Origin of the sequence: Acrocarpospora macrocephala (genome assembly GCF_009687865.1) — a bacterium.
Lineage (GTDB): Bacteria > Actinomycetota > Actinomycetes > Streptosporangiales > Streptosporangiaceae > Acrocarpospora > Acrocarpospora macrocephala.
Genome location: NZ_BLAE01000009.1, coordinates 26,251 through 50,245, shown reverse-complemented (window position 1 = coordinate 50,245; position 23,995 = coordinate 26,251). Strand labels below are relative to the sequence as shown.

Annotated in this window: 23 protein-coding genes; 14 read left to right on the top strand and 9 right to left on the bottom strand. The window is 69.8% G+C overall.

The annotated features are described in order from the left end of the window. The first annotated feature begins 142 nt into the window (after positions 1–142). Genes rfbB through rfbD form a run of 3 tightly spaced genes read left to right on the top strand, consistent with a single transcriptional unit; the run spans position 143 to position 3,000 of the window. The gene (gene rfbB / locus Amac_RS08440) at positions 143–1,114 is read left to right on the top strand and encodes a dTDP-glucose 4,6-dehydratase (RefSeq protein WP_155353763.1); all 972 of its coding nucleotides are present in this window, start codon (positions 143–145) and stop codon (positions 1,112–1,114) included. 15 nt (positions 1,115–1,129) lie between these two features. Next, positions 1,130–2,137, top strand: a complete 1,008-nt coding sequence (locus Amac_RS08435) for an endonuclease/exonuclease/phosphatase family protein (protein ID WP_155353762.1) — start codon at positions 1,130–1,132, stop codon at positions 2,135–2,137. Continuing rightward, a complete protein-coding gene (gene rfbD / locus Amac_RS08430; protein WP_155353761.1) occupies positions 2,134–3,000 on the top strand; it encodes a dTDP-4-dehydrorhamnose reductase in 867 nt (288 codons plus the stop codon). The genes Amac_RS08435 and rfbD overlap by 4 nt, the downstream gene beginning before the upstream one ends. Here the strand turns inward: rfbD and rfbC are convergent. Next, positions 2,979–3,572 carry a dTDP-4-dehydrorhamnose 3,5-epimerase gene (rfbC, locus tag Amac_RS08425; RefSeq protein ID WP_155353760.1) on the bottom strand — a complete coding sequence of 198 codons (594 nt, stop codon included), beginning with the start codon at positions 3,570–3,572 and terminating at the stop codon, positions 2,979–2,981. The two genes, rfbD and rfbC, sit on opposite strands and share 22 nt — an antisense overlap. 192 nt (positions 3,573–3,764) lie before the next feature. On the opposite strand from rfbC, the gene Amac_RS08420 reads away from it, so the two are divergent. From Amac_RS08420 to Amac_RS08385, 8 genes are all read left to right on the top strand, one after another. Then, on the top strand, positions 3,765–5,021 hold the full coding sequence (locus Amac_RS08420; protein ID WP_155353759.1) for a class I SAM-dependent methyltransferase: 1,257 nt from the start codon (positions 3,765–3,767) through the stop codon (positions 5,019–5,021). Further along, entirely contained in the window at positions 5,018–6,319 is a 1,302-nt protein-coding gene (locus Amac_RS08415; protein ID WP_246268166.1) for a DUF4910 domain-containing protein, read from the top strand. The genes Amac_RS08420 and Amac_RS08415 overlap by 4 nt, the downstream gene beginning before the upstream one ends. Continuing rightward, positions 6,316–7,320, top strand: a complete 1,005-nt coding sequence (locus Amac_RS08410) for a hypothetical protein (protein ID WP_155353758.1) — start codon at positions 6,316–6,318, stop codon at positions 7,318–7,320. Before Amac_RS08415 ends, Amac_RS08410 begins: the two co-directional genes overlap by 4 nt. A 34-nt stretch (positions 7,321–7,354) precedes the next feature. Then, on the top strand, positions 7,355–8,251 hold the full coding sequence (locus Amac_RS08405) for a glycosyltransferase family 2 protein (RefSeq protein ID WP_155353757.1): 897 nt from the start codon (positions 7,355–7,357) through the stop codon (positions 8,249–8,251). Positions 8,252–8,365: 114 nt separating this feature from the next. Beyond that, complete coding sequence (locus Amac_RS08400; protein ID WP_155353756.1) at positions 8,366–9,142, top strand: sugar phosphate nucleotidyltransferase; 777 nt, start codon at positions 8,366–8,368, stop codon at positions 9,140–9,142. Next, positions 9,139–9,786: a PIG-L deacetylase family protein gene (locus tag Amac_RS08395; RefSeq protein ID WP_155353755.1), complete on the top strand. Its 648-nt coding sequence runs from the start codon at positions 9,139–9,141 to the stop codon at positions 9,784–9,786. Before Amac_RS08400 ends, Amac_RS08395 begins: the two co-directional genes overlap by 4 nt. Continuing rightward, positions 9,786–10,805, top strand: a complete 1,020-nt coding sequence (locus Amac_RS08390) for an NAD-dependent epimerase/dehydratase family protein (protein WP_155353754.1) — start codon at positions 9,786–9,788, stop codon at positions 10,803–10,805. Before Amac_RS08395 ends, Amac_RS08390 begins: the two co-directional genes overlap by 1 nt. Further along, positions 10,802–12,301, top strand: a complete 1,500-nt coding sequence (locus Amac_RS08385; protein ID WP_246268165.1) for an oligosaccharide flippase family protein — start codon at positions 10,802–10,804, stop codon at positions 12,299–12,301. Before Amac_RS08390 ends, Amac_RS08385 begins: the two co-directional genes overlap by 4 nt. On the opposite strand, the gene Amac_RS08380 is transcribed toward Amac_RS08385, so the two are convergent. Further along, positions 12,255–13,451, bottom strand: a complete 1,197-nt coding sequence (locus tag Amac_RS08380) for an acyltransferase family protein (protein ID WP_155353753.1) — start codon at positions 13,449–13,451, stop codon at positions 12,255–12,257. The two genes, Amac_RS08385 and Amac_RS08380, sit on opposite strands and share 47 nt — an antisense overlap. Positions 13,452–13,856: 405 nt before the next feature. On the opposite strand from Amac_RS08380, the gene Amac_RS08375 reads away from it, so the two are divergent. Beyond that, positions 13,857–14,699 carry a hypothetical protein gene (locus Amac_RS08375; protein ID WP_155353752.1) on the top strand — a complete coding sequence of 281 codons (843 nt, stop codon included), beginning with the start codon at positions 13,857–13,859 and terminating at the stop codon, positions 14,697–14,699. 14 nt (positions 14,700–14,713) lie between these two features. Here the strand turns inward: Amac_RS08375 and Amac_RS08370 are convergent, their stop codons facing one another. Next, complete coding sequence (locus Amac_RS08370; RefSeq protein WP_155353751.1) at positions 14,714–15,580, bottom strand: DUF6492 family protein; 867 nt, start codon at positions 15,578–15,580, stop codon at positions 14,714–14,716. A 189-nt stretch (positions 15,581–15,769) separates the two neighbouring features. Here Amac_RS08370 and Amac_RS08365 point away from each other — a divergent pair, with 189 nt between their 5' ends. Further along, a complete protein-coding gene (locus Amac_RS08365; protein WP_155353750.1) occupies positions 15,770–16,492 on the top strand; it encodes a hypothetical protein in 723 nt (240 codons plus the stop codon). Next, entirely contained in the window at positions 16,489–17,862 is a 1,374-nt protein-coding gene (locus tag Amac_RS08360) for an O-antigen ligase family protein (protein WP_155353749.1), read from the top strand. Before Amac_RS08365 ends, Amac_RS08360 begins: the two co-directional genes overlap by 4 nt. Here Amac_RS08360 and Amac_RS08355 read toward each other — a convergent pair. From Amac_RS08355 to Amac_RS08330, 6 genes are read right to left on the bottom strand one after another with little or no spacing between them, the layout of a single operon-like run. After that, positions 17,834–18,775 (bottom strand): hypothetical protein, encoded by a 942-nt coding sequence (locus Amac_RS08355; RefSeq protein ID WP_155353748.1) that lies wholly within the window; start codon positions 18,773–18,775, stop codon positions 17,834–17,836. The two genes, Amac_RS08360 and Amac_RS08355, sit on opposite strands and share 29 nt — an antisense overlap. Next, complete coding sequence (locus tag Amac_RS08350; protein WP_155353747.1) at positions 18,763–19,674, bottom strand: right-handed parallel beta-helix repeat-containing protein; 912 nt, start codon at positions 19,672–19,674, stop codon at positions 18,763–18,765. Before Amac_RS08350 ends, Amac_RS08355 begins: the two co-directional genes overlap by 13 nt. Before the next feature lie 23 nt (positions 19,675–19,697). After that, positions 19,698–20,525 (bottom strand): glycosyltransferase family 2 protein, encoded by an 828-nt coding sequence (locus Amac_RS08345; protein ID WP_155353746.1) that lies wholly within the window; start codon positions 20,523–20,525, stop codon positions 19,698–19,700. Continuing rightward, the gene (locus Amac_RS08340) at positions 20,522–21,643 is read right to left on the bottom strand and encodes a glycosyltransferase family 4 protein (protein ID WP_246268164.1); all 1,122 of its coding nucleotides are present in this window, start codon (positions 21,641–21,643) and stop codon (positions 20,522–20,524) included. The genes Amac_RS08345 and Amac_RS08340 overlap by 4 nt, the downstream gene beginning before the upstream one ends. A 46-nt stretch (positions 21,644–21,689) precedes the next feature. Continuing rightward, positions 21,690–23,006, bottom strand: a complete 1,317-nt coding sequence (locus Amac_RS08335; protein ID WP_155353744.1) for a nucleotide sugar dehydrogenase — start codon at positions 23,004–23,006, stop codon at positions 21,690–21,692. Beyond that, positions 23,003–23,926, bottom strand: a complete 924-nt coding sequence (locus Amac_RS08330; protein ID WP_246268163.1) for a glycosyltransferase family 2 protein — start codon at positions 23,924–23,926, stop codon at positions 23,003–23,005. The genes Amac_RS08335 and Amac_RS08330 overlap by 4 nt, the downstream gene beginning before the upstream one ends. Positions 23,927–23,995: the final 69 nt, after the last annotated feature.

Here is a 23,995-nt window from a genome sequence, read left to right as displayed (position 1 = left end):
TCAATTTTGGCGAAATTTCCTATCATGTCGCTTTGGCTGGCCTGAACGAGGTCAACCCAAGCGTCCGTTGAGGAGTCGGTACGACGTAACCGCTGCGAAGTGAACAACGAACGGCAACGACGAACAGGTTGTGAATCTCCCCGTGAAATTGCTTGTCACCGGCGGGGCCGGCTTCATCGGCTCCCATTATGTGCGCACCGTCCTGTCCGATGGCTACCCCGCCTTCGCGGGCGCCGAAGTCACCGTTCTCGACCGGCTCACCTACGCCGGTAACCTGGCCAATCTTGCCCCCGTGGCGGGCCGTCACACCTTCGTGCACGGAGACGTCTGCGACGCCCGGCTGCTGGCCGACCTGGTCCCCGGGCACGATGTGGTGCTGCACTTCGCGGCCGAGTCGCACGTGGACCGGTCGATCGAGGGCCCTGCCGAGTTCGTGCGCACCAACGTGCTGGGCACCCAGACGCTGATGGAGGCCTGCCTGACGGCTCGCGTCGGCCGGGTCGTGCAGGTGTCCACGGACGAGGTCTACGGGTCCATCGAGACCGGCAGCTGGGCGGAGGACACGCCGCTGGCGCCGCGCTCGCCGTACTCGGCGGCCAAGGCGGGCGGAGACATGATCGCGATGGCGTACGCGACCACGCACGGGCTGCCGGTGTCCATCACCCGGTGCGGCAACAACTACGGGCCCTACCAGTTCCCCGAGAAGATCATCCCGCTGTTCGTCACCAATCTGATCGAAGGCCGCAAGGTCCCCCTGTACGGCGACGGCGGCAACATCCGGGACTGGGTGCACGTGGACGACCACTGCCGGGGCATCCAGCTGGTGGCCGAGCGCGGCGAGCCCGGGCAGGTCTACCACATCGCCGGCACCGCCGAGCTGAGCAACCTGGAGCTCACTGAGCGGCTGCTGACCGCTCTGGAGGCGGCCCCCGACATGGTCGAGCGGGTGCCCGACCGCAAGGGCCACGATCGGCGCTACTCCCTCGACGACTCCCGGCTGCGCGCGCTCGGCTACGCTCCCCAGGTGAGTTTCGAGGACGGGCTGGCCGAGACCGTGCGCTGGTATGTGGACAACCCGTCCTGGTGGAAGCCGCTGCGGTCGGGTTCGCGGTAGCCTCCGACCGCTGTCGTGCGCATCACGCTGGAGGTTCAGCACATCGCCACCACCGCTCCCCGGGCGTGGATCGCTCCTGCCCTGTGGGCGCTGCTGGTCCCGTTCGCGGCCTGGGCGGTGCTCAGGCTGACCGGCGCCGAACCGAAGTTCCGCTGGTCCCAGGCGGTGTCCTTCACCCCGTATGTGGCCGCCGCCGCAGTGCTGCCACTGGCGCTGGCCGTCGCGCTGCGCCGGTGGCCCCCGGCGCTGGCCTGGCTGGCGGTGGTGGCCATGTTCGCGGTGATCGTGCTGCCCAGGGCGCTGCCGAGCGGCAATCCAGACGTCTCGGGCCCGCGCGTCAAGGTGCTGGCCCTGAACGCCTTCAACGGCACTGTGGACGCCGGCGCGCTGATGGCCGCGATCCGCGCCATCCGCCCCGATGTGCTCATCCTGCTGGAGTACGCGCCCTGGCTGGCCGACGCGCTGACGGAGCGGGGCATCAGCGAGCTCCTGCCGAACCGGGTGGGGGAGCCGCTGGAGGATGCCTGGGGTTCCGCGGTGTTCTCCCGGCATCCGCTGCGGCCCGGCGACACCCCGATCCCGGGCGATGGACCGGCCCAGATCCCCGCCGTGGTGACCCTGCCCGGGGGGCAGGAGCTGGATGTGGTGGCGGTGCACGCGTGCGCGCCGTCGAGCGGCTGGCGGGTCGGGTGCTGGGCGTCGAGCATCCGGGCACTGCCCCCCGCCCCCGTCGGCGGGCGGTTGCGGGTGCTGGCCGGGGACTTCAACTCCTCGCTCGACCACGCCGTGCTGCGCGAGCTGATCGCCACCGGCTACCGCGACGCCGCCGACGTCGTGGGCAAGGGCCTGACCATGACCTGGCCCTACTATGAGCAGCCGCCGTTCTTCCCCAAGGTCGCCATCGATCATGTCCTGGCCGACCGGCGCATCGCCGTGCTGGGGTTCGACGCGTTCGCGCTGCCGCACTGCGACCACCGTGCGACGCTCACCGAGCTCGCCCTTCCCGAGACAGGCAGATCATGAACCCCACCTGGCTGGTGACGGGCGCCCGCGGCATGCTCGGCGCCGATGTCGTCGAGGCGCTCACCCGGGACGGCGAGCAGGTCGCCGCCCTCGGCCGCGGTGAGCTCGACCTGACCGATCCGGACGCGGTGGCCGTCGCCGTGCGGGACCTGAACCCCCAGGTAGTGATCAACTGCGCGGCCTGGACGGCGGTGGACGATGCCGAGACGCACGAGCCGGAGGCGCTGGCCGTCAATGGGTACGCCGTGCGGTCACTGGCCGCGGCCTGCGGTCCCCGGCTGCTGCACGTGTCCACCGACTACGTCTTCGCCGGCACCGGCTCCGGACCCTACCGGGAGGACGAGGCGACCGATCCGGTCAACGCGTACGGGCGGACCAAGCTGGCCGGGGAGCGGGCCGTGCTGGCGCACGGCGGCACGGTGGTGCGCACCGCCTGGTTGTACGGCGCGCACGGCCCCAACTTCGCCCGCACGATGATCCGCCTGGCCGGCTCGCAGGATCAGGTGACCGTGGTGGATGACCAGTTCGGGCAGCCGACCTGGACCGCCGACCTGGCGGCGCGGCTGCTCCAGCTGGGGCGGAGGCGGCACCCCGGTGGGATCTATCACGGCACCAGCCAGGGCAGGACCAGCTGGCACGGCTTCGCCCAGGAGATTTTCCGGCTGCTCGGCGCGGATCCGGACCGGGTGGTTCCGATCCCCTCGGCGCGTTTCCCGCGCCCGGCCCAGCGGCCGGTCAACAGCGTGCTCGGCCACGACCGGTGGGCCGCCGCGGAACTGCCGCCGATCCGAGACTGGCGGGCGGGCCTGCGGGCGGCCTGGCCGTCGCTGAACCCGGTCGCTCAGCCCGCGAGCGATCGGTAGTGGGCCAGGCAGGTGTCGTGATCCGGGAGCAGCCCGGCCGCCATGGCCTCCTTGGCGGTGGGCGCGGCGGCGTCCTTGTCCGACAGCAGCGGGGTCAGGCCGGCCGGCCAGTCGATGCCGAGATCCGGGTCCAGGGGGTGGACGCCGTGCTCCCGGCCAGGCGCGTACGGCTGGGAGCAGACGTACACGACGGTGGCCTGCTCGCTCAGCGCCAGGAAGGCGTGTCCGAGCCCTTCCGCCAGGTAGATCCCCTTGCGGGTGGCGTCGTCGAGGACCACGCTCTCCCAGCGCAGGAACGTGGGCGAACCCACCCGCAGGTCCACCGCCACGTCGAGCACGGAACCGGACACGCAGGTGACGTACTTGGCCTGGCCCGGCGGCACCGCCGCGAAGTGCACCCCGCGCAGCACGCCGCGCCTGGAGGTGGAGCTGTTGATCTGGGCGAGTTCCATCGGGCGTCCGGCGGCGGCGCGCAGGTCGGTGGCGCGGAAGGCCTCGTGGAACGTGCCACGGGGGTCGGAGTGGACGGTGGGCGTGTGAACCCACGCTCCGTCGATGCTCAGGCGGTCCATGCACGAGAGCATCGCACAGTCGTTCGTCTATGATCGCCTGGTTGTAACGCTTGAGGGGAAGGGCCCGAATAATTCGCTGGCGAGCCGTTGGTCTGGAGGGGAAATGTCGTCCTATTGCCACGCCAACCAACCCCGCCTCACCGGCGTCTTGGATACGTTGAGAAACATCAGTCACACAAGATCGGGAATGCCATGACCGTCCATGGGAACGTGCCATCCGCCGGAGAGCTCGCCGCCGTTACCTGCCGTTTGTGTGGTTCGGGCAGTTTGTCCAGTGTGGTGGACCTGGGCGCGACGCCGCCGTGCGAGCTGTTCCTGACGGCGGGTCAGCTGGATGAACCGGAGATGACATATCCATTACATTTGCGGGTTTGCACGTCCTGCTGGCTCGCGCAGATTCCTCCGCTCATTACGCCCGAGGAGACATTTACGGAGTATGCGTATTTCTCGTCGTATTCGTCGTCCTGGGTGGAGCACGCGAAGGGGTTCGTGAACGACGTGGTGGACCGGCTGCGGCCGGGCTTCGTCGTCGAGGTCGCGTCCAACGACGGATATCTGCTGGGGCACGTGGTGGACCGGGGGGTCCGTTGCCTGGGGATCGAGCCGTCGGCCAACGTGGGGGCGGTCGCGCGGGAGCGTGGCGTTCCGACGGTGACGGAGTTCCTGTCGCCCGAGGTCGGGGCACGGGTGCGGGCGGAGCACGGGCCCGCCGACGTGGTCGTTGCAAATAATGTGTACGCCCACATTCCGGATGTGGTGGGCTTCACCCAGGGCCTGCGGGCGCTGGTCGCCGATGACGGATGGGTGTCGATCGAGGTTCAGCATCTGCTGACGCTGATGGAGCTGAATCAGTACGACACGATCTATCACGAGCATTTCCAGTACTACTCCGTGGCCTCGGCACGGCAGGCGCTGGCCGGCGGAGGTCTCGCCCTGGTGGACGTGGAGCTGCTCCCGACACACGGAGGTTCGATCCGCCTGTGGGCGCGGCCGATGGAGCTGGGCGCCGCGGTGAGCGACCGGGTGGGCGAGGTGATCGCGCGGGAGCAAGCCGCGGGATTGCTGGATATATCGGGGTACGGGCAGTTCGCCGACCGCGTCGCCAAGGTTCGCCGGGATCTGCTGGCGTTCCTGGTACGGGCCGCGGACGAGGGGCGCTCGGTGGTGGGGTACGGCGCGCCGGGCAAGGGCAACACGCTGCTGAATCACTGCGGCATCCGGCCGGATCTGCTGGCGTACACCGTCGACCGCAATCCGTACAAGCACGGCCGGTTCACCCCGGGAACGCGGGTGCCGATCTTCCCGCCGGAGCGCATCGCGGCGGACCGCCCGGACTACGTGCTGGTGCTCCCCTGGAACCTGAAGGCGGAGCTGACCGACCAGCTGTCCTATGTCCGTGACTGGGGCGGCAAGCTGGTCTTCCCGATCCCGTCCCTGGAGATCGTGTGACTGCCGGGGCGCGGATGCACGCGCTGGTCCGGCGGCTGCACCCGATCTGCCGCAGCATGACCGGCGACGGCGTCCGGCGGACCCTGGAGATCATCGGCGAGAGCATCCCGCTGGAGGTGCACGAGGTGCCGACCGGCACCCCGGTGCTGGACTGGACGATTCCCCAGGAGTGGAACATCCGGGACGCGTACGTCAAGGACCGGACCGGCCGGCGGGTGGTGGACTTCGCCGCGACCCCGCTGCATGTGGTCGGCTACAGCGTGCCGGTGCACGCCACGCTGCCGTTCGCCGAGCTGCGCGAGCACCTGCACACGCTGCCGGGGCAGCCGGACCTGATCCCGTACCGGGCCGGGTACTACTCCGGGACCTGGGGGTTCTGCCTGAGCGACAACACGCTGAAGGAACTCCAGGAGGACGAGGAGTACGAGGTCAGGATCGACGCCACCCTCGCCGACGGCCACCTCACCTACGCCGAGCACGTGGTGCCGGGTCGGCTGGCCGACGAGGTGCTGATCGTCTGTCACACCTGCCATCCCGCGCTGGCCAACGAGACGCTGGCGGGCATCGCGGTGGCGGTCGAGTTGGCTCAGGCGCTGGCCGGGATCCCGGGCGGGCCGCGGCTCACCTATCGGTTCCTGTTCGCCCCGGGCACGATCGGCTCGATCACCTGGCTGGCCCGCAACCGGGACCGGCTCGGCCTGGTCAAGCACGGCCTGGTGCTGGCTTGCGCGGGCGATCCCGGGCCGCTGCGGTACAAGCGCAGCCGGCGCGGCGACGCCGCCGTGGACCGGGTCGCGGCGTACGCGCTGCGCGAGCGGGAGCACACGGTGGTGGACTTCACCCCGTACGGCTACGACGAGCGGCAGTTCTGCTCGCCCGGATTCAACCTGCCGGTGGGCCTGCTGACCAGGTCACCGAACGAGGGGTACCCCGAATATCACACCTCGGCGGACGACCCCGAGCTGGTCACGCCCGACGCCATGGCCGACACCCTGGCCGCGGTGCGGGAGATCGTGGAGGTGCTGGAGGGCGATCGCGTTTACCTGAACCTCCAGCCGTACGGAGAACCGCAGCTCGGAAAACGGGGACTTTACACCTCACCGAGTCTGAACCGCGACAACAAGCAACACCAGATGGCGATCTTATGGATACTTAACTATTCCGATGGTGACCACAGCCTTCTGGACATCGCCCAGCGATCGGAGATCCCGTTCGCCGCGCTGGTGGAGGCGGCCGAGGCCCTGACCGAGGCCGGTCTCCTGATCGAGCAGTCACCAGAGGGCGGGGAGCGAATATGACCGAGGCCACCAAGGCCGTAAAAGCGCCAGAATCCCTCAAGGTAGGCGATCTGGTCGAGGTGCTCAGCGCCGAGGAGATCCTCGCGACGCTGGACGAGCAGGGGGAGCTCGACGGGCTCCCCTTCATGCCGGAGATGCTGGACTACTGCGGCAAGAAGCTCACCGTCTACAAGGTCGCCCACAAGCTCTGCGACACCATCGAACGCACCGGTCTGCGGCACATGCCCGACGCGGTGCACCTGACCGGGTCCAGGTGCGACGGCGGCGCGCACGGCGGCTGCCAGACCGCCTGCCTCTTCTACTGGAAGACCGCCTGGTTGCGGAAGGGGGAGGGCCCCGCGGACGACCCGCCGCCGCGCCGGTCTGGGCCGGTGGACGTGCAAATCCTGCACCGCAACACCCTCCGCGAGCCGTTCCCCGACGGCGCGCCCCGCTACGCCTGCCAGGCCACCGAGATCCTCCGCGCCGCCCCGGAGCGCCTTCCGCTCAAGGACTTCCGGCAGTACGCCTGGGACGTGCGCTCCGGCAACGCCACCGCCTTCGAGACCTTCCGCGCCTTCCTGATCGGCCTGTTCAACCGCCTGCAGAGCCTCAGCCGCCGGGTGCTGCCCAGACGGCTGTGGATCAAGGGCGGGCTCGAGTGGGGTTTCCTCAGGGGCACCGCCGTCGGCGGCACCCCCGTGCAGACCCTCGACCTGAAACCGGGCGAGCTGGTCCGGGTCAAGTCCAAAGAGGAGATCGCGGCCACCCTCGACCCGCAGCTGCGCAACCGCGGCATGGGCTTCGAGGTGGGGCTGACCCGGTTCTGCGGCCAGACCGCGCGGGTGATCGGCCGGGTGGAGCGCTGCCTGGACGAGCCGACCGGCCGGATGCTGACCATGAAGACGCCCTGCATCGTGCTGGAGGACGTGGTCTGCCCCGGCGTCCCCAACATGAACTGCCCCCGCGGGCACCTGCCGTTCTGGCGCGAGATCTGGCTGGAACGCGTCGAGCCGCGCTGACCCACGAAAAGATCCACCCCCGAGGAGAGCACAGATGTTAGTGTCCATCGGCCTGCCGGTATACAACGGCGCCGACGTCATGGAAGGCGTGGTCCGGTCGGTCCTCGCTCAGCAGCACGGCGACATGGAGTTGGTCATCACCGACAACGCGTCGACCGACTCCACCGAGGAGCTGTGCCGCGGCCTGGCCGCGGAGGACAGCCGCATCTCCTATTTCCGCCAGCCGGAGAACCTGGGGATGCTGCGCAACTTCGACTTCGCCATCCAGAACGCCAAGGGCGAGTTCTTCCGGTGGATCGGGGACGACGACCGGCTCGACCCCACCTACTCCACCAAGTGCCTGGACGCGTTCGCCGCCGATCCCCGGCTCCTGATGGTCACCACCCAGATCTCCTACACCGACACCCGGGACGGCATCGTCCGCACCGAGCGGTACGAGGAGGCCGCGCCGGGTTCCGGCCTCAACTCCGATGATCCGGCGGAGCGCGTCGCCGAGCTGTCGCGGCTGCTCAACGAGAGCTATCTGATCATCGACCCGCTGTACGGCATGGTCCGCCGCGCCCAGGTGGCCGCCATGTCCCCCCGCCGCAACATGCCCAGGGAGGATCAGGTGTTCGCCGCCCGGCTGGCCATGGGCGGACCGTGGGAGCACATCAACGAGGTGCTGGCCTCGCGGCACTGGGACATCAAGCACCGCGGCAAGCTGGCGCGCCGCCTCGGCGTGCCGACCTGGAAGGGCTACTGCTCCACGCTGCTCCAGTGCCGAGAGACCCTCTACTGGGCCCGCGCCCAGGTCGCGGACGGCACGCTGACGTCCGAGCAGTATCGCCAGATCCGGGGCGCGGTCGGCGGGCTGTACGTGCGCAGGCACCGGCAGACCGCGGCGCGCCGGGTCCGCAAGGTCGCCAAGATGGCCTTCGGCCGCTCCTGACCTGGCGAAGTTCGCCGGATCGCCAACCTCCGCCGGACCCGCCGCGTCATCGATACGTCATGTCCGAAAGTGGGGAGACAGGGTAGTCTCCCGATTCCGTCCCCTGGAGATCGTGTGAAGGTCGTCCTGTTCTGTGGCGGGTACGGCACCCGGATGCGCAGCGGCGCGCCGGGTGACGTCCCCAAGCCGATGCAGCCGGTAGGTCCTCGACCCCTCATCTGGCATGTGATGCGGTATTACGCGCATTTCGGCCACACCGACTTCGTGCTGTGCCTGGGGTATGGCGCCCACTACGTCAAGGACTTCTTCCTCCACTACGAGGAGACCGCGTCCAACGACTTCGTCCTGCGCGGCGGCAAGGTGGAGATGCTGTCCACCGACATCTCGGATTGGTCGATCACGTTCGCGGACACGGGCATGGACTCGCCGATCGGCGAGCGGCTGCGCCGGGTGCGCCAGTATGTGGCGGACGAGGAGATGTTCCTGGCCAACTACGCCGACGTGCTGACCGACGCCCCGCTGGACGAAATGATCGCCAGGTTCGCCGCGTCCGACGCCGGCGCCTCGATGACCGTCGTCCCCCCGTCGGACACCTTCCACTGCATCGAGATCGGCGAAAACGGCCGGGTGGGCGGCATCACGCCGGTCAGCGACATGCCGTTGTGGGCAAACGGGGGATATTTCGTCCTTCGGCAGGAGATTTTTGATCACATTCCGGAGAACGGCGACCTGGTCGCGGACGGCTGCGCCGAACTGGCCAAGCGCGGCAAGCTCCTGGGCTACCCGCATCGCGGCTTCTGGCGGCCGACCGACACCGTCAAGGAACGCGTCGCCCTGAACGAGGAGTACGCGCGCGGCGAGCGGCCGTGGGCGCTGTGGGAGCGCGCGTGATCGGCCTCCGCCCGACCTCCGTGACCGCCGTCGCCGCGCTGGCCGCGCACTGCGACGACCTCGCCATCGGCGCCGGCGGCAGCTTGCTCACCCTCTGCGCGGCCCGGCCGGGGCTGCGGGTGGACGCGCTGATCCTGTCCGGCGGCGGCACCGAGCGGGAAGACGAGGAGCGGGCCGCACTCGCCGCGTTCTGCCCGGACGCCGACCTGCGGATCACCGTGCTCAAGATCCCGGATGGGCGGCTGCCCGCGCACTGGGAGGAGGCCAAGGACGCGGTGGCGAACCTGCGCGGCCAGATCGACCCGCAGCTGCTGTTCTGCCCCTGGCGGGGAGACGCGCACCAGGACCATCGGGGGCTGGCCAAGCTGGTGCCCACGGTGTTTCGCGATCATCTGGCGTTGTCGTACGAGATCGTCAAATGGGACGGCGACCTGGCCGCGCCCTCGGTCTACCAGCCGCTCACCCCCGAGGTCGCCGAGGCCAAGGTGAGCCTGCTCCAGCGGCACTACCCGTCCCAGCGGAGCAAACCGTGGTATGACCGGGAGGCGTTCCTCGGCCTGGCTCGCATCCGCGGGATCGAATGCCACGCCCGCTATGCCGAGGCGTTCCATGCCAACAAACTGACTCTCGATCTGGAGAACTGATGCGGGTACTGCTGACCGGCCACCAGGGCTATCTGGGCAGCGTGATGGCCCCGGTGCTGACCGCCGCCGGGCACGAGGTGGTCGGTCTGGACTCCGGCCTGTTCGCCGACTGCCTGCTCGGACCCGCGCCGGCGGAGGGCCCGTCCCTCGCGGTGGACCTGCGCGACGTGCGCCCCGAGCAGCTGGCCGGCTTCGACGCGGTCGCCCACCTGGCCGCGCTGTCCAACGACCCGCTGGGCGCGCTGGCCCCCGAGCTCACCTACGACATCAACCATCACGCCTCCTCCCGGCTGGGCCTGCTGGCCAAGGAGGCCGGGGTGAGCCGGTTCCTGTACGCGTCCACCTGCTCGGTCTACGGCGCCTCCGGCGGGGACGACCTGCTCGCCGAGGACGCCCCGCTGCGACCGGTCACGCCGTACGCGGAGTCGAAGGTCCGGGTCGAGGACGATCTGCTCGCGCTGGCCGACGACGACTTCACCCCGGTGTTCCTCCGCAACGCCACCGCGTTCGGGTTCTCGCCCCGGCTGCGCGCCGACATCGTGCTGAACAACCTGGTCGGGCACGCGTACCTGTCGGGCCAGGTCAAGGTGCTCTCCGACGGCACGCCGTGGCGTCCGCTGGTGCACGCCCTGGACATCGCCGAGGCGTTCGCGGCCGTCCTGAGCGCCCCGAAGGCCGCGGTGCACGGCCAGGCCTTCAACGTCGGCACCGAGCAGAACAACCTGACCGTGGCCGAGATCGCGAACGAGGTGGTCGAGGCGGTGCCCGGGTCCGTGCTGACCATCACCGGCGAGGCCGGCGCGGACCCACGCTCCTACCGGGTGGACTTCGGCAAGATCAGAGCCGCCCTGCCCGGCTACGAGGCGAGCCGGACGGTCAAGGTCGGCGCGATCGAACTGCTGGACGCCTACCGGCGGCACGGGCTGACCGAGGACGCCTTCGCCAACCGGTTCACCCGGCTGGCCCGGCTCTCCGCCCGGCGCGTCGACGGCACGATAGACGACACGCTCCGCCCGTGACTCCCGATCGAAGCACTGACAGCACCATCCAGAGCCCTGACCAGCTCACCTCGGGTTCGCTGCGGCGCAAGGCCGGGCGCGGGCTCGGCTGGAGCCTGCTCGGCAACCTGGTGATGAAGGCGGGCTCCTTCGTCATGGGCCTGATCCTGGCCCGTCTGGTGGCTCCCGGGGAGTTCGGCGTCTACGCGGTCGCGCTGGCCGCCACCAACATCGTGATGGTGATCAAGGACCTCGGCATCATGGCCGCCACCATCCAGTGGCGTGGCTCCGTCGAGGAGATGGCCCCCACCGCGACCCTGCTGAACCTGTTCTCGGCGACCGCGCTGTACGGCGCGTTCTGGGTGGGCGCGCCCTACTACGCGGCCGCCGCGGGCAGCCCGGACGCGACCCCGGTGGTGCGGCTGCTGACCGCGGTCATCCTGGTCGAGGCGATCACGGCGGTCCGCACCGGCGTGCTGCTGCGCCGGTTCCAGCAGGACAAGAGCAGCATGGCCATCCTGGCCGGGTTCGTGGTCAACGCGGCCCTGGCCATCTCGCTGGCCGCCGGGGGGGCCGGGCCGTACAGCTTCGCCTGGGGTCAGGTGTCGGCGGCGGTGGTGACCGGGATCCTGGTGCTCTTCTGGGCGAGGATGCCGTTCCGGATCGGCTTCGACCGGCCCGTCGCCGGGCGGCTGCTGCGCTTCGGCCTCCCGTCCGCGGCCGGCATCGGCCTGGAGACGCTGCTGGTCAACGTCGGGTACGTCATCGTCGGCAACATCATGGGCGAGGCGCCGCTCGGCTACTACATGCTCGCCTTCAACGTCTCCAGCTGGGTGCCCGGCCTGGTCGGCAGCGCCATCCGGCAGGTGTCGCTGGCCGGATTCTCCCGGCTGGCCGAGGGCGAGGACGACGAGCTCTCCCGGGGCGTGCAGAGTTCGGTCACGCTGCTGTTCAGCGGCGTGCTGCCGCTGGCGCTGCTGATGGGCGCGCTGGCCCACCAGATCGTCTTCGTGCTGTACGGCCCCGTCTGGGACCAGTCGGCCGGCGTGCTGCGCTTCCTGGCGCTGCTGATGCTGGTCCGCATGCTCACCTCCTTCGCCCTGGACATCCTCAACGGCCAGGGCGCCACCCGCGCCACGGTCTGGATGAACATCGGGTACGGCGCCGTCATGGTGCCCACCGTGATCGCCTGCACCCACCTGGACGGCATCAGGGGGGCCGCCGTCGGCCAGGCGGGGGCGGCCCTGCTGGTCGCGCTGCCGCTGGCCGTCGTCGCGGTGAGCCGGACCGGGATCACGCTCAAGCCGATCCTGCCGGCCCTGATCCGCCCGCTGTTCGGCGGTCTGGCCCTGCTCGCGGTCGCGCTGCCGGTGGCCTACCTCACCGCGGGCAACCCGTTCGTCTCGCTGGCGCTGGCCGGCGGCGCCGGTCTGGCCACGTACGTGGCGCTGGTGGTGCCGTACGAGAAGATCAGATCTTTCGGCGCTCGGGCGACCCGCCTGATGACCTCCCGCTGATCCTGGCCCAGCGGGCCAGGATCGCGGCACGTAGCTCCGGCCAGGTCCGGTGCCGCTGGAAGGGCAGCTCGAACACGGCCGCGAAGCCCCGGGCCACCAGCAGCGCCACCGGCACGCACAGCGCCAGGGTGGCCAGGAAGGCGGGCACGCCCGGCGTCGTGTTCGGCGCGATCACCAGCGTGTGCAGCGTCACCACCAGCGGCGCGTGGGTGAGGTAGAGGCTGTAGGAGTAGGAGCCGAGCGAGCGGAGCGGCCGGGTGTCCAGCAGCCGGACCAGCCGGCCGGGGCGGCCGGCCGCGATGGCGGCCAGCAGGCAGCCCACGGCCGGTCCGAGCGCCAGATCCACCCAGTAGAAGTTCTGCACCGTCCACACCGAGCCGCGCAGCACGATCAGGGTCAGCACCGGGACGGCCGCCAGCAGCGACAGCCAGCCCCACGGCACCCGGAGCCAGCGCCCGCCCGCCACCCCGGCCGCGACCGCGCCGATCGCGAACAGCATCGCGAACTGCGGCGTGAACCGCATCAACAGGTCCACCGCGGGGACCGAGGGCGCGAGCAGGCCGATGGCGGCCACCACCAGGCCGACCGCGCCCAGCATCGCCGCCACCCCGGCCCTGCGCACCAGCAGCAGGAGCAGCGGGAAGACCAGGTACAGCTGGGCTTCGATGGCGATCGACCAGAACGCCCCGTTCGGGCTGGGCGAGCCGAACACGTCCTGGATCAGCAGCCCGTAGAACAGCACCGACTTGGCCGTGGGAGGCCCCTCACCGGGCTGTGGCACCAGCGTCCAGGCGACCGCCAGGCTTATTGCCAGCGCCGGCCAGTACGGCGGCAGGATGCGCCACAGCCGTCGGTGCGTGAACCGCCCCAGGCCGCCCAGCTCCCAGCTCCTGCGGGCCGGAGCGACCGCCAGCGAGAAGCCGGAGAGCACGATGAACACGACCACCGCGAAGTGTCCGTAGAGCAGCCAGGAGGCCCAGCCGGGGCCGGTGTCGCGGGGAAAGCCGGGGAACGTGGATAACCAGCAGTGGTGCAGGACCACGAAAAGGGCGGCCAGTCCGCGGATGCCGTCCAGGCCCACGAGGCGGCGCTGCGCGGGGGCGGTCGGCGGAGCCGTCCCAGTTGCCAGCCGATCCGCAGCAGACGTCATCTGATCCTCTTCCCCCGAGTGCGATTTCTGGCCTCGAAGGGTCTATCGGCAGGGGAGCCTGCGATGTAACGGTTGTGGAGAGTGCATAGAGTGGAGGTAAGCAGACCGTTCGGAGATGGTCATCGGGTGGTAGATGGATAGTATACGGAACGTCTGTGATCGATTACTGCTCGGTTACGAATGTAACGATCAAGGAGTTGTGGGCGATTCCAACCGTGTAGGGTCGGGGCCGCCCGAGGCGCTCCCGTGCGCCATGACCTGGGCGGGGAAACTATGGATTTCTGGAAGATAATCCTCAGCCTGACCGCACGGAAGCTGGTGGGACCGCCACTGGTGCTCCTTTCGCTTGCGGTGGCTGCGGCGACTTTTTACTTTGTACCGGTCCATTACACGTCTAACGTCCTCATGGTGCTGACCACATCGGCCAAGGGGGTGTCCACCGATCCGACCAAACCGGCCGGTCTGACCAACCCGTTGCTCCAGTTCACCGACGGGCTCAAGACGACGGCGAGCATCATGATCCAGTCGATGAACGCGCCCGACATCCGGCGTTCGCTCGGCGCTCCCGTGGGGGGACCCGTCGACCTGGTGATCGACGACGGGCGCACCAACCCCGATCTGCTGGACCTCTCGGGGCCGTACATTTTCATCTCGGTGGACGCGCCCACGGCCGAGCAGGCCAAGTCCGTGGTGGACAAGACCCAGGCCCTGATCCGGAGTCAGCTGGACACCCGCCAGAAGGGTCTCGGCGCACCGCGCTCCACCTTCATCACGGTGGCCGAGGTGGTCCCGGTGTCGGTGCCGGAGCTGCAGTTGGGCGGCAAGTGGCAGGGCGCGATCGCGGCGTTCGTGCTCACCCTGGCGGGCACCTTCGGGCTGGCCTACGCGGTGGTCCGGTCGCGGCTGCCGAAGCGGCCGACGGTGCGGACGGTCGCGCGGCCGACCCGGGCCGATCCGGTGGTCGTGCCCGGCGGCTTCGCCGACATGGACGACGTCACCAGCACCATGCAGTGGCGGGCGGATCAGGTGATCCGCAAGGCGCACCCGCCGATGATCACCAGTGGGTCGGTGACGCGGGTGGAGGAGGAGCCCCGCCCGGTTGTCCGCAACGACCCCGTCCACGTCGACAACGACGACTACACCGTGGTGGTGGTCGTGTCGGACGCGGCCTCCGACGGGGACGAGGCAGGGGTGGGCGGCAGGGCCGCGCAGAACGGCAACTCCCCCGACGACCACCGGCCCTCCTGAGCCGGCTGGCCGTCTTATCCCTTGGCTACCTGGACGCAGCGGAGCTCGGCCGCCTGGCGGATCTCCAGGGGCGTTCCGGAGTGCGAGGAGATCATCATCCCGACCGCGTCGGAGCCGAGGCGGTCGGCGAAGGCCATGGCCGCCGCGTGGTCCATCGGCGAGCGGTCGTAGCTGCTGTGGCAGACGGTTGGGCTGGCCGGGGGGCGGCGGCCGAGCACTTCGTCGGCGTAGACGCCGTACACGATGAATTCTGAGACGTGCAGCTGGGAGTTGAAGGCGTCCACCCAGGGCCGGCCGGTGGTCTCACTGATCCTGGCCTGCATGCCGCGCACCACGGCCGGGTCCCAGAACACCAGCGCGTCCACGTAGTCGGTCAGCGGCGGGGGCGGCGCGGGCGGCAGGCCGAGCAGGTCCCGGGCGACCCGATGCCAGATCACATGGCGTGCCATGTCCGCATGGACCGCGTTCTCCTTGCGGAACAGCGACAGCGCGCCGTCCGTGCGGAAATTCTTGACGTGGACCGGCCGGACCAGGCTCACGTCCGAGTCGGCCAGCAGCACGGCGTCCGCCTCGATCAGCCCGGCGGCGGCGATCTTCGCGGTCTGCTGCATCACCCAGCCGCGGACCGGGGGCCACGGCCGCGCCGCGTTCAGCCACACCCCGCCCGGCATCCGCCAGTAGCGGCGCGGGATCAGCTCCGGGTGCGTCCAGATCCGGCAGCGCGGGCCCGCGTACCGGGCGAAGGCGCTCTTGTGGGCGGCCGGGACGATCACATGGTGCACGGTGTCGTCGGAGGTGAACTCCAGCACGGACCGGTGCAACTCGGCGAAGAACTCCCCGTCGGGCTTCCAGGTCGGCGTGACAACGGCCAGCTCGGTCATGGCCGGTGGTCTCCCGTCTTCTGCGTATATGGTGACTTGATCGAACATCTCCCGTGATGGAAGGCTAGGCTACGCCCCTAGGGCGGCCCCTCATCAGCTATCGGCACTACATCTGACTCGTTACGCATGGCCGTAACACCACCCGCATCCCATGGCGATAGCCAGTCAAGGTTCGGGGAAGGAAATGACATGGACTTCTGGGGGACGGTCCTCGTCCTGTTTAGGCGGTGGTACGTCGCCCTTCCCGTGTTGCTGCTCGGCGTCGGCGGCGCGGGCCTGGTGTATACCAGCATTCCGCCGACGTACCTCTCCAACGGGGTGATCGTGCTGAGCATCCCGAAGACCGGGGGAACGGTCCCGCCGAACCCGAAACTGCCGAATCCGATCATCAATCCGCTGCTCAACTTCGACTACGGGCTGAACATGACCGCGTCGATCCTGATCCAGGCCATGGGGGCGCCGGAGATCGCGGCCGAGCTGGGGGTCACGCCGGGGGATCCGACCTCCTACAAGGTCACCAACGGCAGCACCAACCCGGAGAGCATGTCCAGCGGTCCCTTCGTGTTCGTGGAGGCGGAGAGCGACAGCCCGGAGGGGGCCCGCGACATGGTGGCGCGGGTGCTGGCCAGGACCCGGGTGGAGCTGCTGAACAGGCAGACCAAGGTGGACGCGCCGCCGGCGACCTTCCTCACCGCGATGGACGTGGTGCCCCCCACCACGCCGCAGCCGGAGCACGGCAGCCGGGCCAGGGCCGCCGCCGCCGCGGCCGGGGTGGGCGCGCTGCTGAGCCTGTGGTCCTCCTTCGCGCTGGAGAGCTACCTGGTTCGCCGGGCCATCAGGCGGGCCGTCCGGAACCCCGCTCCCGCCTCCGCGAAGTCCCGTGACGCCCAGCCCTCCGGTGTGGCCGGATGACGACGATCGCCTCGCTGGACACCACGTTCGAACGGCGTGCCGACGGCGCGACCCTGTTGGGCGTCTGCGTGCTGGTGCTGCTGCTGACCCCCGCCCGGCTGGTCCTGCGCGGCCTGCCCATGTCGCTGACCATGTCCGACGTGCTCGGCCTGTTCACCCTCACGATGTGGATGTGCGCCCACCTGACCACCACCCTCGGCATGGCCAAGGGCGGCAACGCGGTCCGCCGCGGCATCTTCGCCTACGCGCTGGCCATCGTCTTCCTGTACGGCTATGCCGCCTACGGCTACCTGCCCAGCGACGAGCTCAACTCGGCCGACCACTCGCTGGTGCTGGCCCTGGCCAACCTGGGTCTCGCGCTGGGCATGTGCGACGCGGTACGCGGCCGGGAGCGGCTGGACTTCGTGCTGAAGGCCCTGGTGGTGGCCGGCGTGGGGATGGCGGTCGTGGGAGCGATCCAATGGATCTTCGGGTTCGACCTCACCGGCTACATGAAGTTGCCCATCCTCAGCTCCAACGACGTGGAAGTGCAGGCCGTGGAAGCCCGGTCGGGCATCCAGCGGGTGCCGGCCACCACCGGACATCCGATCGAGTTCGGCGTGATCATGGCGATGATCCTGCCGTTCGCGATCCACTACGGCTTCCACGCCCGGGACCGCGGCGAGTCGCCCCGGCGTTGGTGGGCCGCCGCCGCGGTGATCGCGGCCGGCCTGATGTTCGCGGTCTCCAGGTCCGGCGTCCTGGCCGTCATCACGGTCGGCTTCGTGCTCTTCCTCGGCTGGCCCAACCGCCGCCGGTTCCAGTCTCTCGGCGTCGTCGTCATCTTCCTGGCCGTGGTGAAGGTGCTCTTCCCCGGGCTGCTCGGGGCCTTCTACACCCTGTTCACCAACATCGGCAGGGACGACAGCATCCGCTACCGGGTGCACGACTACCCGAACGCGATCGAGGAGTTCTGGCGCAGCCCCTGGTTCGGGCGCGGCATCGGCACCTGGTACGCCCCCAAGCACCAGGTCTTCGACAACCAGTATCTGCTCTCCCTGGTCGAGGCCGGCGTGCTGGGCATCGCGGCCTTCGTCGGGCTCGTCCTGATCGGTGTGTACGGCGCGGTCAGGGCCCGCTACCTCAGCCACGACCCACGCGACCGCAACCTGGCCCTGACCCTGGCCGCGGCCACGATCGTCCCGCTGGGCGGCGCGGTCACCTTCGACCTGCTGGCCTTCCCGCAGATCTCATCCCTGATGTTCGTCATGGTCGGGGCCTGTTGCGTGCTGCTGCGCATCGTCGAGGACGACCGCAGGGCGATGGCGCGCGCGCCGGAGGACACGAAGGCCCACCGGGGGTTCAGTCGTGTCGCTCAGGGGGCGGAATAGGGCGGCCCGTGTCGTCCCAGACGTTGCCCTCGTTCCTGGTCATGATCGAGCGGGTGCTGAGCAGGATCGGGCAGTCGTACGCGGAGTGCCGCCCGAACCGGTTGCCGGCCACCTCGATCCCGGTCAGCGGGCCGTTCAGCACGGTGTGGTCGAAGTTCAGCACGCAGGCGCCGCCGTCCAGCAGGTTGTTCAGGACCCGGGTGTCGTGCGCCGAGGTTTGCAGGGCGGCGTTGGCCTGCTTGGTGGTGGACATGTCGATGGTGTTGTGCCGCAGCGTGACGTCGCGTTCCCCGGCGAAGGACTGCACGCCGTCGTTGTGGGTGGGGCCGCCGTTCTGGTTCGGATCGCGGTCGAACCAGGTCAGGTCGTGGATGTAGGAGTCCTGGATCAGGGTGTGGCTGTTGGCTTTGACGCCGTCGACGCCGCCCCGGATGTCGGCCCGGTAGATCCGGGTGCTCTTGGTCCACAGATCGTCGACGGTGGCCGACGGGTGGGAGGGAGCGAAGTCGGAGGAGACGACCACGGTGTTCCGGCCGCGTTCGGTGTCCAGCAGGGCCGCGTTGCGGTCGGTGGCGCGACCCCGGAAGACGCAGTCGCGGAAGGTGACGTTCGATCCGGTGACGGTGACGAAACCGTGGAAGTCCTTGCCGGTGATGACCAGGTTGTCGGCGCTGATGGTCTGGTCGCCCGTCACGACGGTGAGCCGGGTTCCCGTGGGCACGCCGGTGCTGTCCGCGTTCGGGTAGCCAACCAGAGCGGTCGGCGGTTCCTCCGACCGTGCGGCGGGCTCGGGTGACCCGGATGACCCGGCCGGTTTGGTGGTGGCGGGCGGGTCGGCCAAGGAGCGTCCGCCGTCGGAGCCGCAGCCGGTCAGCGCCGCCGCGACCAGGAGGGCGGCGGTCAGGTGGGGCATTCCAGCGGGCCCACGACGGCGGTGACGTTGTAGTTGTCGTCGATGGTGACGAGCTTGTTGTCTTCCCATGTGGTGTTCCCGCAGTCGATCGAGGCCGGGCCGAAGTCCCAGGACTCGTTGACCACGGCGTTGTTCCTGGCGATCGCGCCGGGGGCGGTTCTGACCTGGAGGGTGTAGGTGCCGCCGATCAGGAGGTTGTCGGTGACGACGACGCCTTCGGTGGCGTCGACGAGGAAGACGGGGGCGGTGTGGGAGGGTGCTTTGCGTTGGTCGACGGTGTTGTGGTGGAAGGTGAGGTTTTTGCTGGCGCCGACGGTTTGGATGCCGTCGGAGTGGTCGCCGGGGTTGGAGCAGAGCAGGACGTAGGAGTCGGTGATGGTGACGTTGTCGCCGGAGACGCTGAAGCCGTCGCCGTGGCCGCGGATGTGGACGCGGGTGGCGGTGAAGTTGGCGTCCAGGATGCCGGGGGCGGTGTCGCAGCGGTTCGGTGCGCCGACGGTGGAGTCCGCGACCGTGAACGAGTAGCGCTTGTCATCGTAGATCCCCATGATCTGACCGTCGATCCGGCTGTTGGTGATCTCCACGTCGTTGGCCGTGATCAGCAGGTTGCCGGGCACGTGCACCGCGTCCAGCTTGGTGCCGCGCTTGGTGATCCGAAGCGTCTCGCCGTCCATGTTCAGCTTCAGCTTGGTCAGCTTGGTGCCCTTGGGCACGCCCGTGCACGCCGGCGTCGGATACTGCCCGCAGCCGCCGGAAGGACTGGGTGAAGGGGACGACGGCGGTGACGGGGACCTGGTCGGCTCGGCGCCCGGTGGCCGCGGGCTGGAGGTGCAGGCCGCCGCCAGGAAGACGGTCAGCAGGGCGGCCATTCCGACGGTTCGCCCGAGGCGCCCCCGCATCGATGTTCCTCTCGTCAGCTGTGTCACCGGCTGCTCGCGTCCGTGGCCCAGGTTATGCCACCACGTCGCCGGGCCGCGAGGGCGCGGTCCGCGACCAGGACCGCCAGGTAGCAGGCCGCGTCCAGCGGGCTCACCGCGCGCCGACCCACCAGCGCGACCAGCGAGCGGACCCCCAACCGGCCTTCCCTGGCGGGGAGGCCCAGCTCGGCGAGCTGCCGGTTGCCCTGCCTGACCCGGACCCTGCGGTTCAGGTGGGCCCGCACCGTACGCGCCGGGCGGATCACCGATCGGGCCTCGGGGACCACCGCGCGTTCCGCCGGGGTGAAGCTGCGGTGCACCAGCTCGTCGTCGGCGATCACGTCGGGGAGCGGGAAGATCCGGTTGTGGCCGGTCTCGCTCAACGCGTACACGCCGACCCCGGCCAGGGCCCGGCGCGGGCCGATCAGCTGGTCGTGGACGCGGTGCACCCGGCGGGCCAGCCACCCGGACCCGGCCAGCTCCCAGACGGGCACCGGCGCGGCGGCCAGCACCCCGGGGCGGGCCAGCGCGGCGGCCAGGGCCCGCACGGAGGCGGTGCTCAGCTCGACGTCGGCGTCCAGATAGACGCGCGGGAAGGCGCGGCAGGCCGCGTCGCCGAGGCGCAGCGCGTGCGTCTTGCCGGGGACGGGGGTCTCGATCACCCTGGCCCCGGCTTCCTGGGCGATCTCCGCGGTGCCGTCCGTGCAGGCGTTGGCCACCACCACCACATCCAACTCCCCGGGAGCCGCCTCGGCCAGCAGCCGGGCCAGGGTGCGGCCGAGCACGGCCGCCTCGTTGTGCGCGGGGATGACCACACCGGCGACTTCGGTCATCGGATGGCGGCCTGATAGGCGTCGAGCAGCGCCTTCTTGGAGTTCTCCCACGACAGCGGGCCGCGCACCCGGGCCTGGCCGAGCTCGCCCATCCGGCGGCGCTCGTCCGGGTCGTCCAGGAGCTGGGCGATCAGCTTGGCGAACTCGGCCTCGTCGTTGGCGGGGGCGTAGACGGCCGCCTCGCCCGCCGACACCCGGGCTTCGCACAGTTCGAAGGAGACGATCGGGCGGGCCATCGCCATGTACTCCATGATCTTGTTCATGGTGGACACGTCGTTGAGCGGGTTGTGCGGGTCCGGCGACAGGCACACGTCGGCGGTGGACAGGTAGCGCACCAGATCCTCGTCCGGGATGCGCCCGGTGAAGTCCACGCAGTCGGCCAGGCCCAGCTCGGCGCTGAGCCGCACCATCGCGTCGAAGGTGTCCCCGGCGCCGACGAAGGCCGCGTGCCAGTCGGTACGGCCCTGCTCGTAGCGGAGTTTGGCCAGCGCGCGCAGCGCGTAGTCAACCCCGTCCTGCGGGCCCATGACGCCCAGGTAGCAGAGCAGGTACGGCTTGCCCTTCTTGATCGACTCGTCCGGCTCGGCCTGGTGGAATCGCTCCACGGCGGGTGCGCTGCGCACCACGAAGACCTGGTCGGGTGACTTGCCGCCGCGGGTGAGCGCCACGCGGCGGTAGCTCTCGTTGGTGGCGATGACCACGTCGGCGGCCCGGTAGGTGGCGCGTTCCAGCCGGCAGACCAGCCGGTAGAGCAGGTCCTTCCCCCGGTTGAACCTGGACAGGTATAACTCGGGCACCAGGTCGTGCTGGTCGAACACGAACCGGGTGGCGCGCCCGCGCAGCGCCCGGGCGACCAGGAAGAACAGGTCCGGCGGGTTGCACGCGTGCAGCACGTCCACCCGGCCGACCCGGCGGGCCAGCCGGTAGGTGTGCCACAGGGCGGAGCCGTACTCCCGCAGGTAGCCGAGCGGGCCGCCGGTGGCGGCGCGCAGCGGATAGCGGTAGATCTTGATGCCGTCGATCTCCGCCTCCGCCTCGGTGTCCCGCTTGGTCCCGCGCGGGCAGATGACGTGCACCTCCCAGCCCGCCTCGCGTAGCGCGACGCTCTCCTGCCACACCCTGCGGTCAAACGGTACGGAGAGGTTTTCTACGAGGATGAGCGCTTTACCAGCCAAGTCCCACATACCCAGGTCGTTGCCGACGCTCTTCCGCGTCAGGCAGGCGGACGAGGTCGATGATCGCGCGGTCACCACTGTCGGCGAGGGCGGTCAGTACGGCCGGATCCTTGCAGCCGACCACGCAGACCTCGGCATGGTTCATCACGTCATCGACGGAATTGCTGAGCAGATCCCCGAGGTGGGGCAGCCTGCCCTCAATGTAGTCGCGGTTCGCGCCGATCAGTCGGGAAAGGGCGACATTGGCGTCATAGATCCGTAAGTCGTATCCCTTGCCCAGCAGGCGTTCGGCCAGTTCCACCAGCGGGCTCTCCCGCAGGTCGTCGGTGCCCGGCTTGAACGACAGCCCGAACAGGCCGACCTTGCGCTTGCCGGTGACCGCCACCAGCTCGAAGGCGCGGCGCAGATGCTCCTCGTTGGAGGGCAGCACGTGTGAGAGCAGCGGCACCGACACGTCCGCGCGACGGGCCGCGTACACCAGGCCGCGCAGGTCCTTGGGCAGGCAGGAGCCGCCGAACGCGAAGCCGGGGCGCAGGTAGGCGGGACTGACGTTCAGCTTGGTGTCGGCCAGGAAGACGTCCATCACCCGGTGCGAGTCCAGGCCGAGCGCGGCGCAGATCGCGCCCAGCTCGTTGGCGAAGGCGATCTTCAGGCCGTGGTAGGAGTTGTCGGCGTATTTGGTCATTTCGGCGACCGCGATCGGCACCCGGAAGACCTGGCCGGGCAGTCCCGCGTACAGGTCGGCCACCATGTCGCCGCTGGCCGGGTCCAGTTCGCCGATCACGGTCTTCGGCGGGTCGAAGAAGTCCCGCACGCTGGTGCCCTCGCGCAGGAACTCCGGGTTCACCGCGACTCCGAAGTCCACGCCCGCGGTCAGGCCGGAGGCCTTCTCCAGGATGGGCACCAGCAGCGACTCGCAGGTGCCCGGCAGCATGGTGCTGCGGAAGACCACGGTGTGCCGGCCCGGCTGGTTCCGCAGCGCGGCGCCGATCTCGTCGGCCACCCGCTCCAGATACTCGGTGGACAGGCTGCCGTTGGGCGCCGACGGGGTGCCCACGCAGACCAGCGAGATGTCGGTCTCCCTGATCGCGGCGGCGGTGTCGGTGGTGGCCCGCAGCGCGCCGGAGCCGACCATCTCCGCGGTCAGCTCGCCGATCCGCTCCTCGACCACCGGGGCTTTGCCCGCCGAGATCAGCTCGACCTTGACCGGGTTGACGTCGACCCCGACGACCTGGTGGCCGCGGGCCGCGAGGCAGGCCGCGGACACGCAGCCGACGTAGCCCAGGCCGAAGACGCTTATCTTCACTGTGGTAGCTCCCGGATCCGGCGTGATGGAAAGAGCAGGGCCGCCAGCGCGGCTCTGGCCGTACGGCTGCCCGTGGCCGCACGCACCGACTGGCCCAGCACGATGGACAGGTAGTAGGCGGCCGAGGCGATCCTGCCCCTGCGTCTTCGGAACAGGCGGACCTTGTTCACCATGAGCAGAGCCGCCAGCATCGGGCTCGTGCGGGAGTCGCCGCCGATGTGTTCGACTACGGCCGCGGGTTCGTACCAGAGCGCCCAGCCCTGGTCGGCGGCGCGCAGCGCGTACTCGGTCTCCTCGCTGTAGAGCAGGAACGACTCGTCCCACGGGCCGAGCTGGCGGATGGCGTCCGTGCCGATCAGCATGGCCGCACCGGTGGCCCAGACGAACGGGCCGGCCCGCTCGTAGTGCCGGGGGTCGGTGATCACCTCGCCGAAGATCCCGATCCGGCCGGACAGGGTGCCACCGATCACCGCCTCGGCGAATGCGCCGTGCACGGTGGCTTCTCGCCGCAGCGAGGGCTGCAGCGTGCCGTCCGGCTTGGTCAGCCGAGGGACCACGATGCCCCGGCCGGGCTCCTGCAAGGCCCCCACGAGCGTGGCCAGCGCGCCCGGGTGCATCTTGCAGTCAGGGTTGAGAACCATCACCCCGTCCACCTGGTCGAGGTCCAGCGTGGCCATCCCGGCGTTGATGGCGGCGGCGTAGCCGGCGTTGCGGCCGGTCTGCACGACCTGCGCGCCGGCTTCCTTGGCGATATGCAGGGATTCGTCCTGAGAGGCGTTGTCGGCCACCACCACCTGAGTGAGGTCGACCCCCCGCGAACCTTCGGGCAGCGCGCCAAGGCATTCGGCCAGCACCGCGGCGCTGTTGTAGGTGACGATGACGATCGCGATGCGAGCCAGCCCCAGAATGCTGATCTTCACCGATTTAGAGCCCTTCGTCAGGCTAGGGGCGACTTTCCCACGCGTAACCCCCGTCTCCACTCATGTCGT

Coding starts and splice junctions, on each gene's coding strand:
- Amac_RS08355 (WP_155353748.1), bottom strand. CDS start 18,775: ATGCCCCACCTGACCGCCGCCCTCCTGGTCGCGGCGGCGCTGACCGGC.
- Amac_RS08410 (WP_155353758.1), top strand. CDS start 6,316: ATGACCGAGGCCACCAAGGCCGTAAAAGCGCCAGAATCCCTCAAGGTA.
- Amac_RS08405 (WP_155353757.1), top strand. CDS start 7,355: ATGTTAGTGTCCATCGGCCTGCCGGTATACAACGGCGCCGACGTCATG.
- Amac_RS08390 (WP_155353754.1), top strand. CDS start 9,786: ATGCGGGTACTGCTGACCGGCCACCAGGGCTATCTGGGCAGCGTGATG.
- Amac_RS08350 (WP_155353747.1), bottom strand. CDS start 19,674: ATGCGGGGGCGCCTCGGGCGAACCGTCGGAATGGCCGCCCTGCTGACC.
- Amac_RS08420 (WP_155353759.1), top strand. CDS start 3,765: ATGACCGTCCATGGGAACGTGCCATCCGCCGGAGAGCTCGCCGCCGTT.
- Amac_RS08345 (WP_155353746.1), bottom strand. CDS start 20,525: ATGACCGAAGTCGCCGGTGTGGTCATCCCCGCGCACAACGAGGCGGCC.
- Amac_RS08365 (WP_155353750.1), top strand. CDS start 15,770: ATGGACTTCTGGGGGACGGTCCTCGTCCTGTTTAGGCGGTGGTACGTC.
- Amac_RS08370 (WP_155353751.1), bottom strand. CDS start 15,580: ATGACCGAGCTGGCCGTTGTCACGCCGACCTGGAAGCCCGACGGGGAG.
- rfbC (WP_155353760.1), bottom strand. CDS start 3,572: ATGGACCGCCTGAGCATCGACGGAGCGTGGGTTCACACGCCCACCGTC.
- Amac_RS08380 (WP_155353753.1), bottom strand. CDS start 13,451: ATGACGTCTGCTGCGGATCGGCTGGCAACTGGGACGGCTCCGCCGACC.
- rfbD (WP_155353761.1), top strand. CDS start 2,134: ATGAACCCCACCTGGCTGGTGACGGGCGCCCGCGGCATGCTCGGCGCC.
- Amac_RS08375 (WP_155353752.1), top strand. CDS start 13,857: ATGGTGCTGACCACATCGGCCAAGGGGGTGTCCACCGATCCGACCAAA.
- Amac_RS08360 (WP_155353749.1), top strand. CDS start 16,489: ATGACGACGATCGCCTCGCTGGACACCACGTTCGAACGGCGTGCCGAC.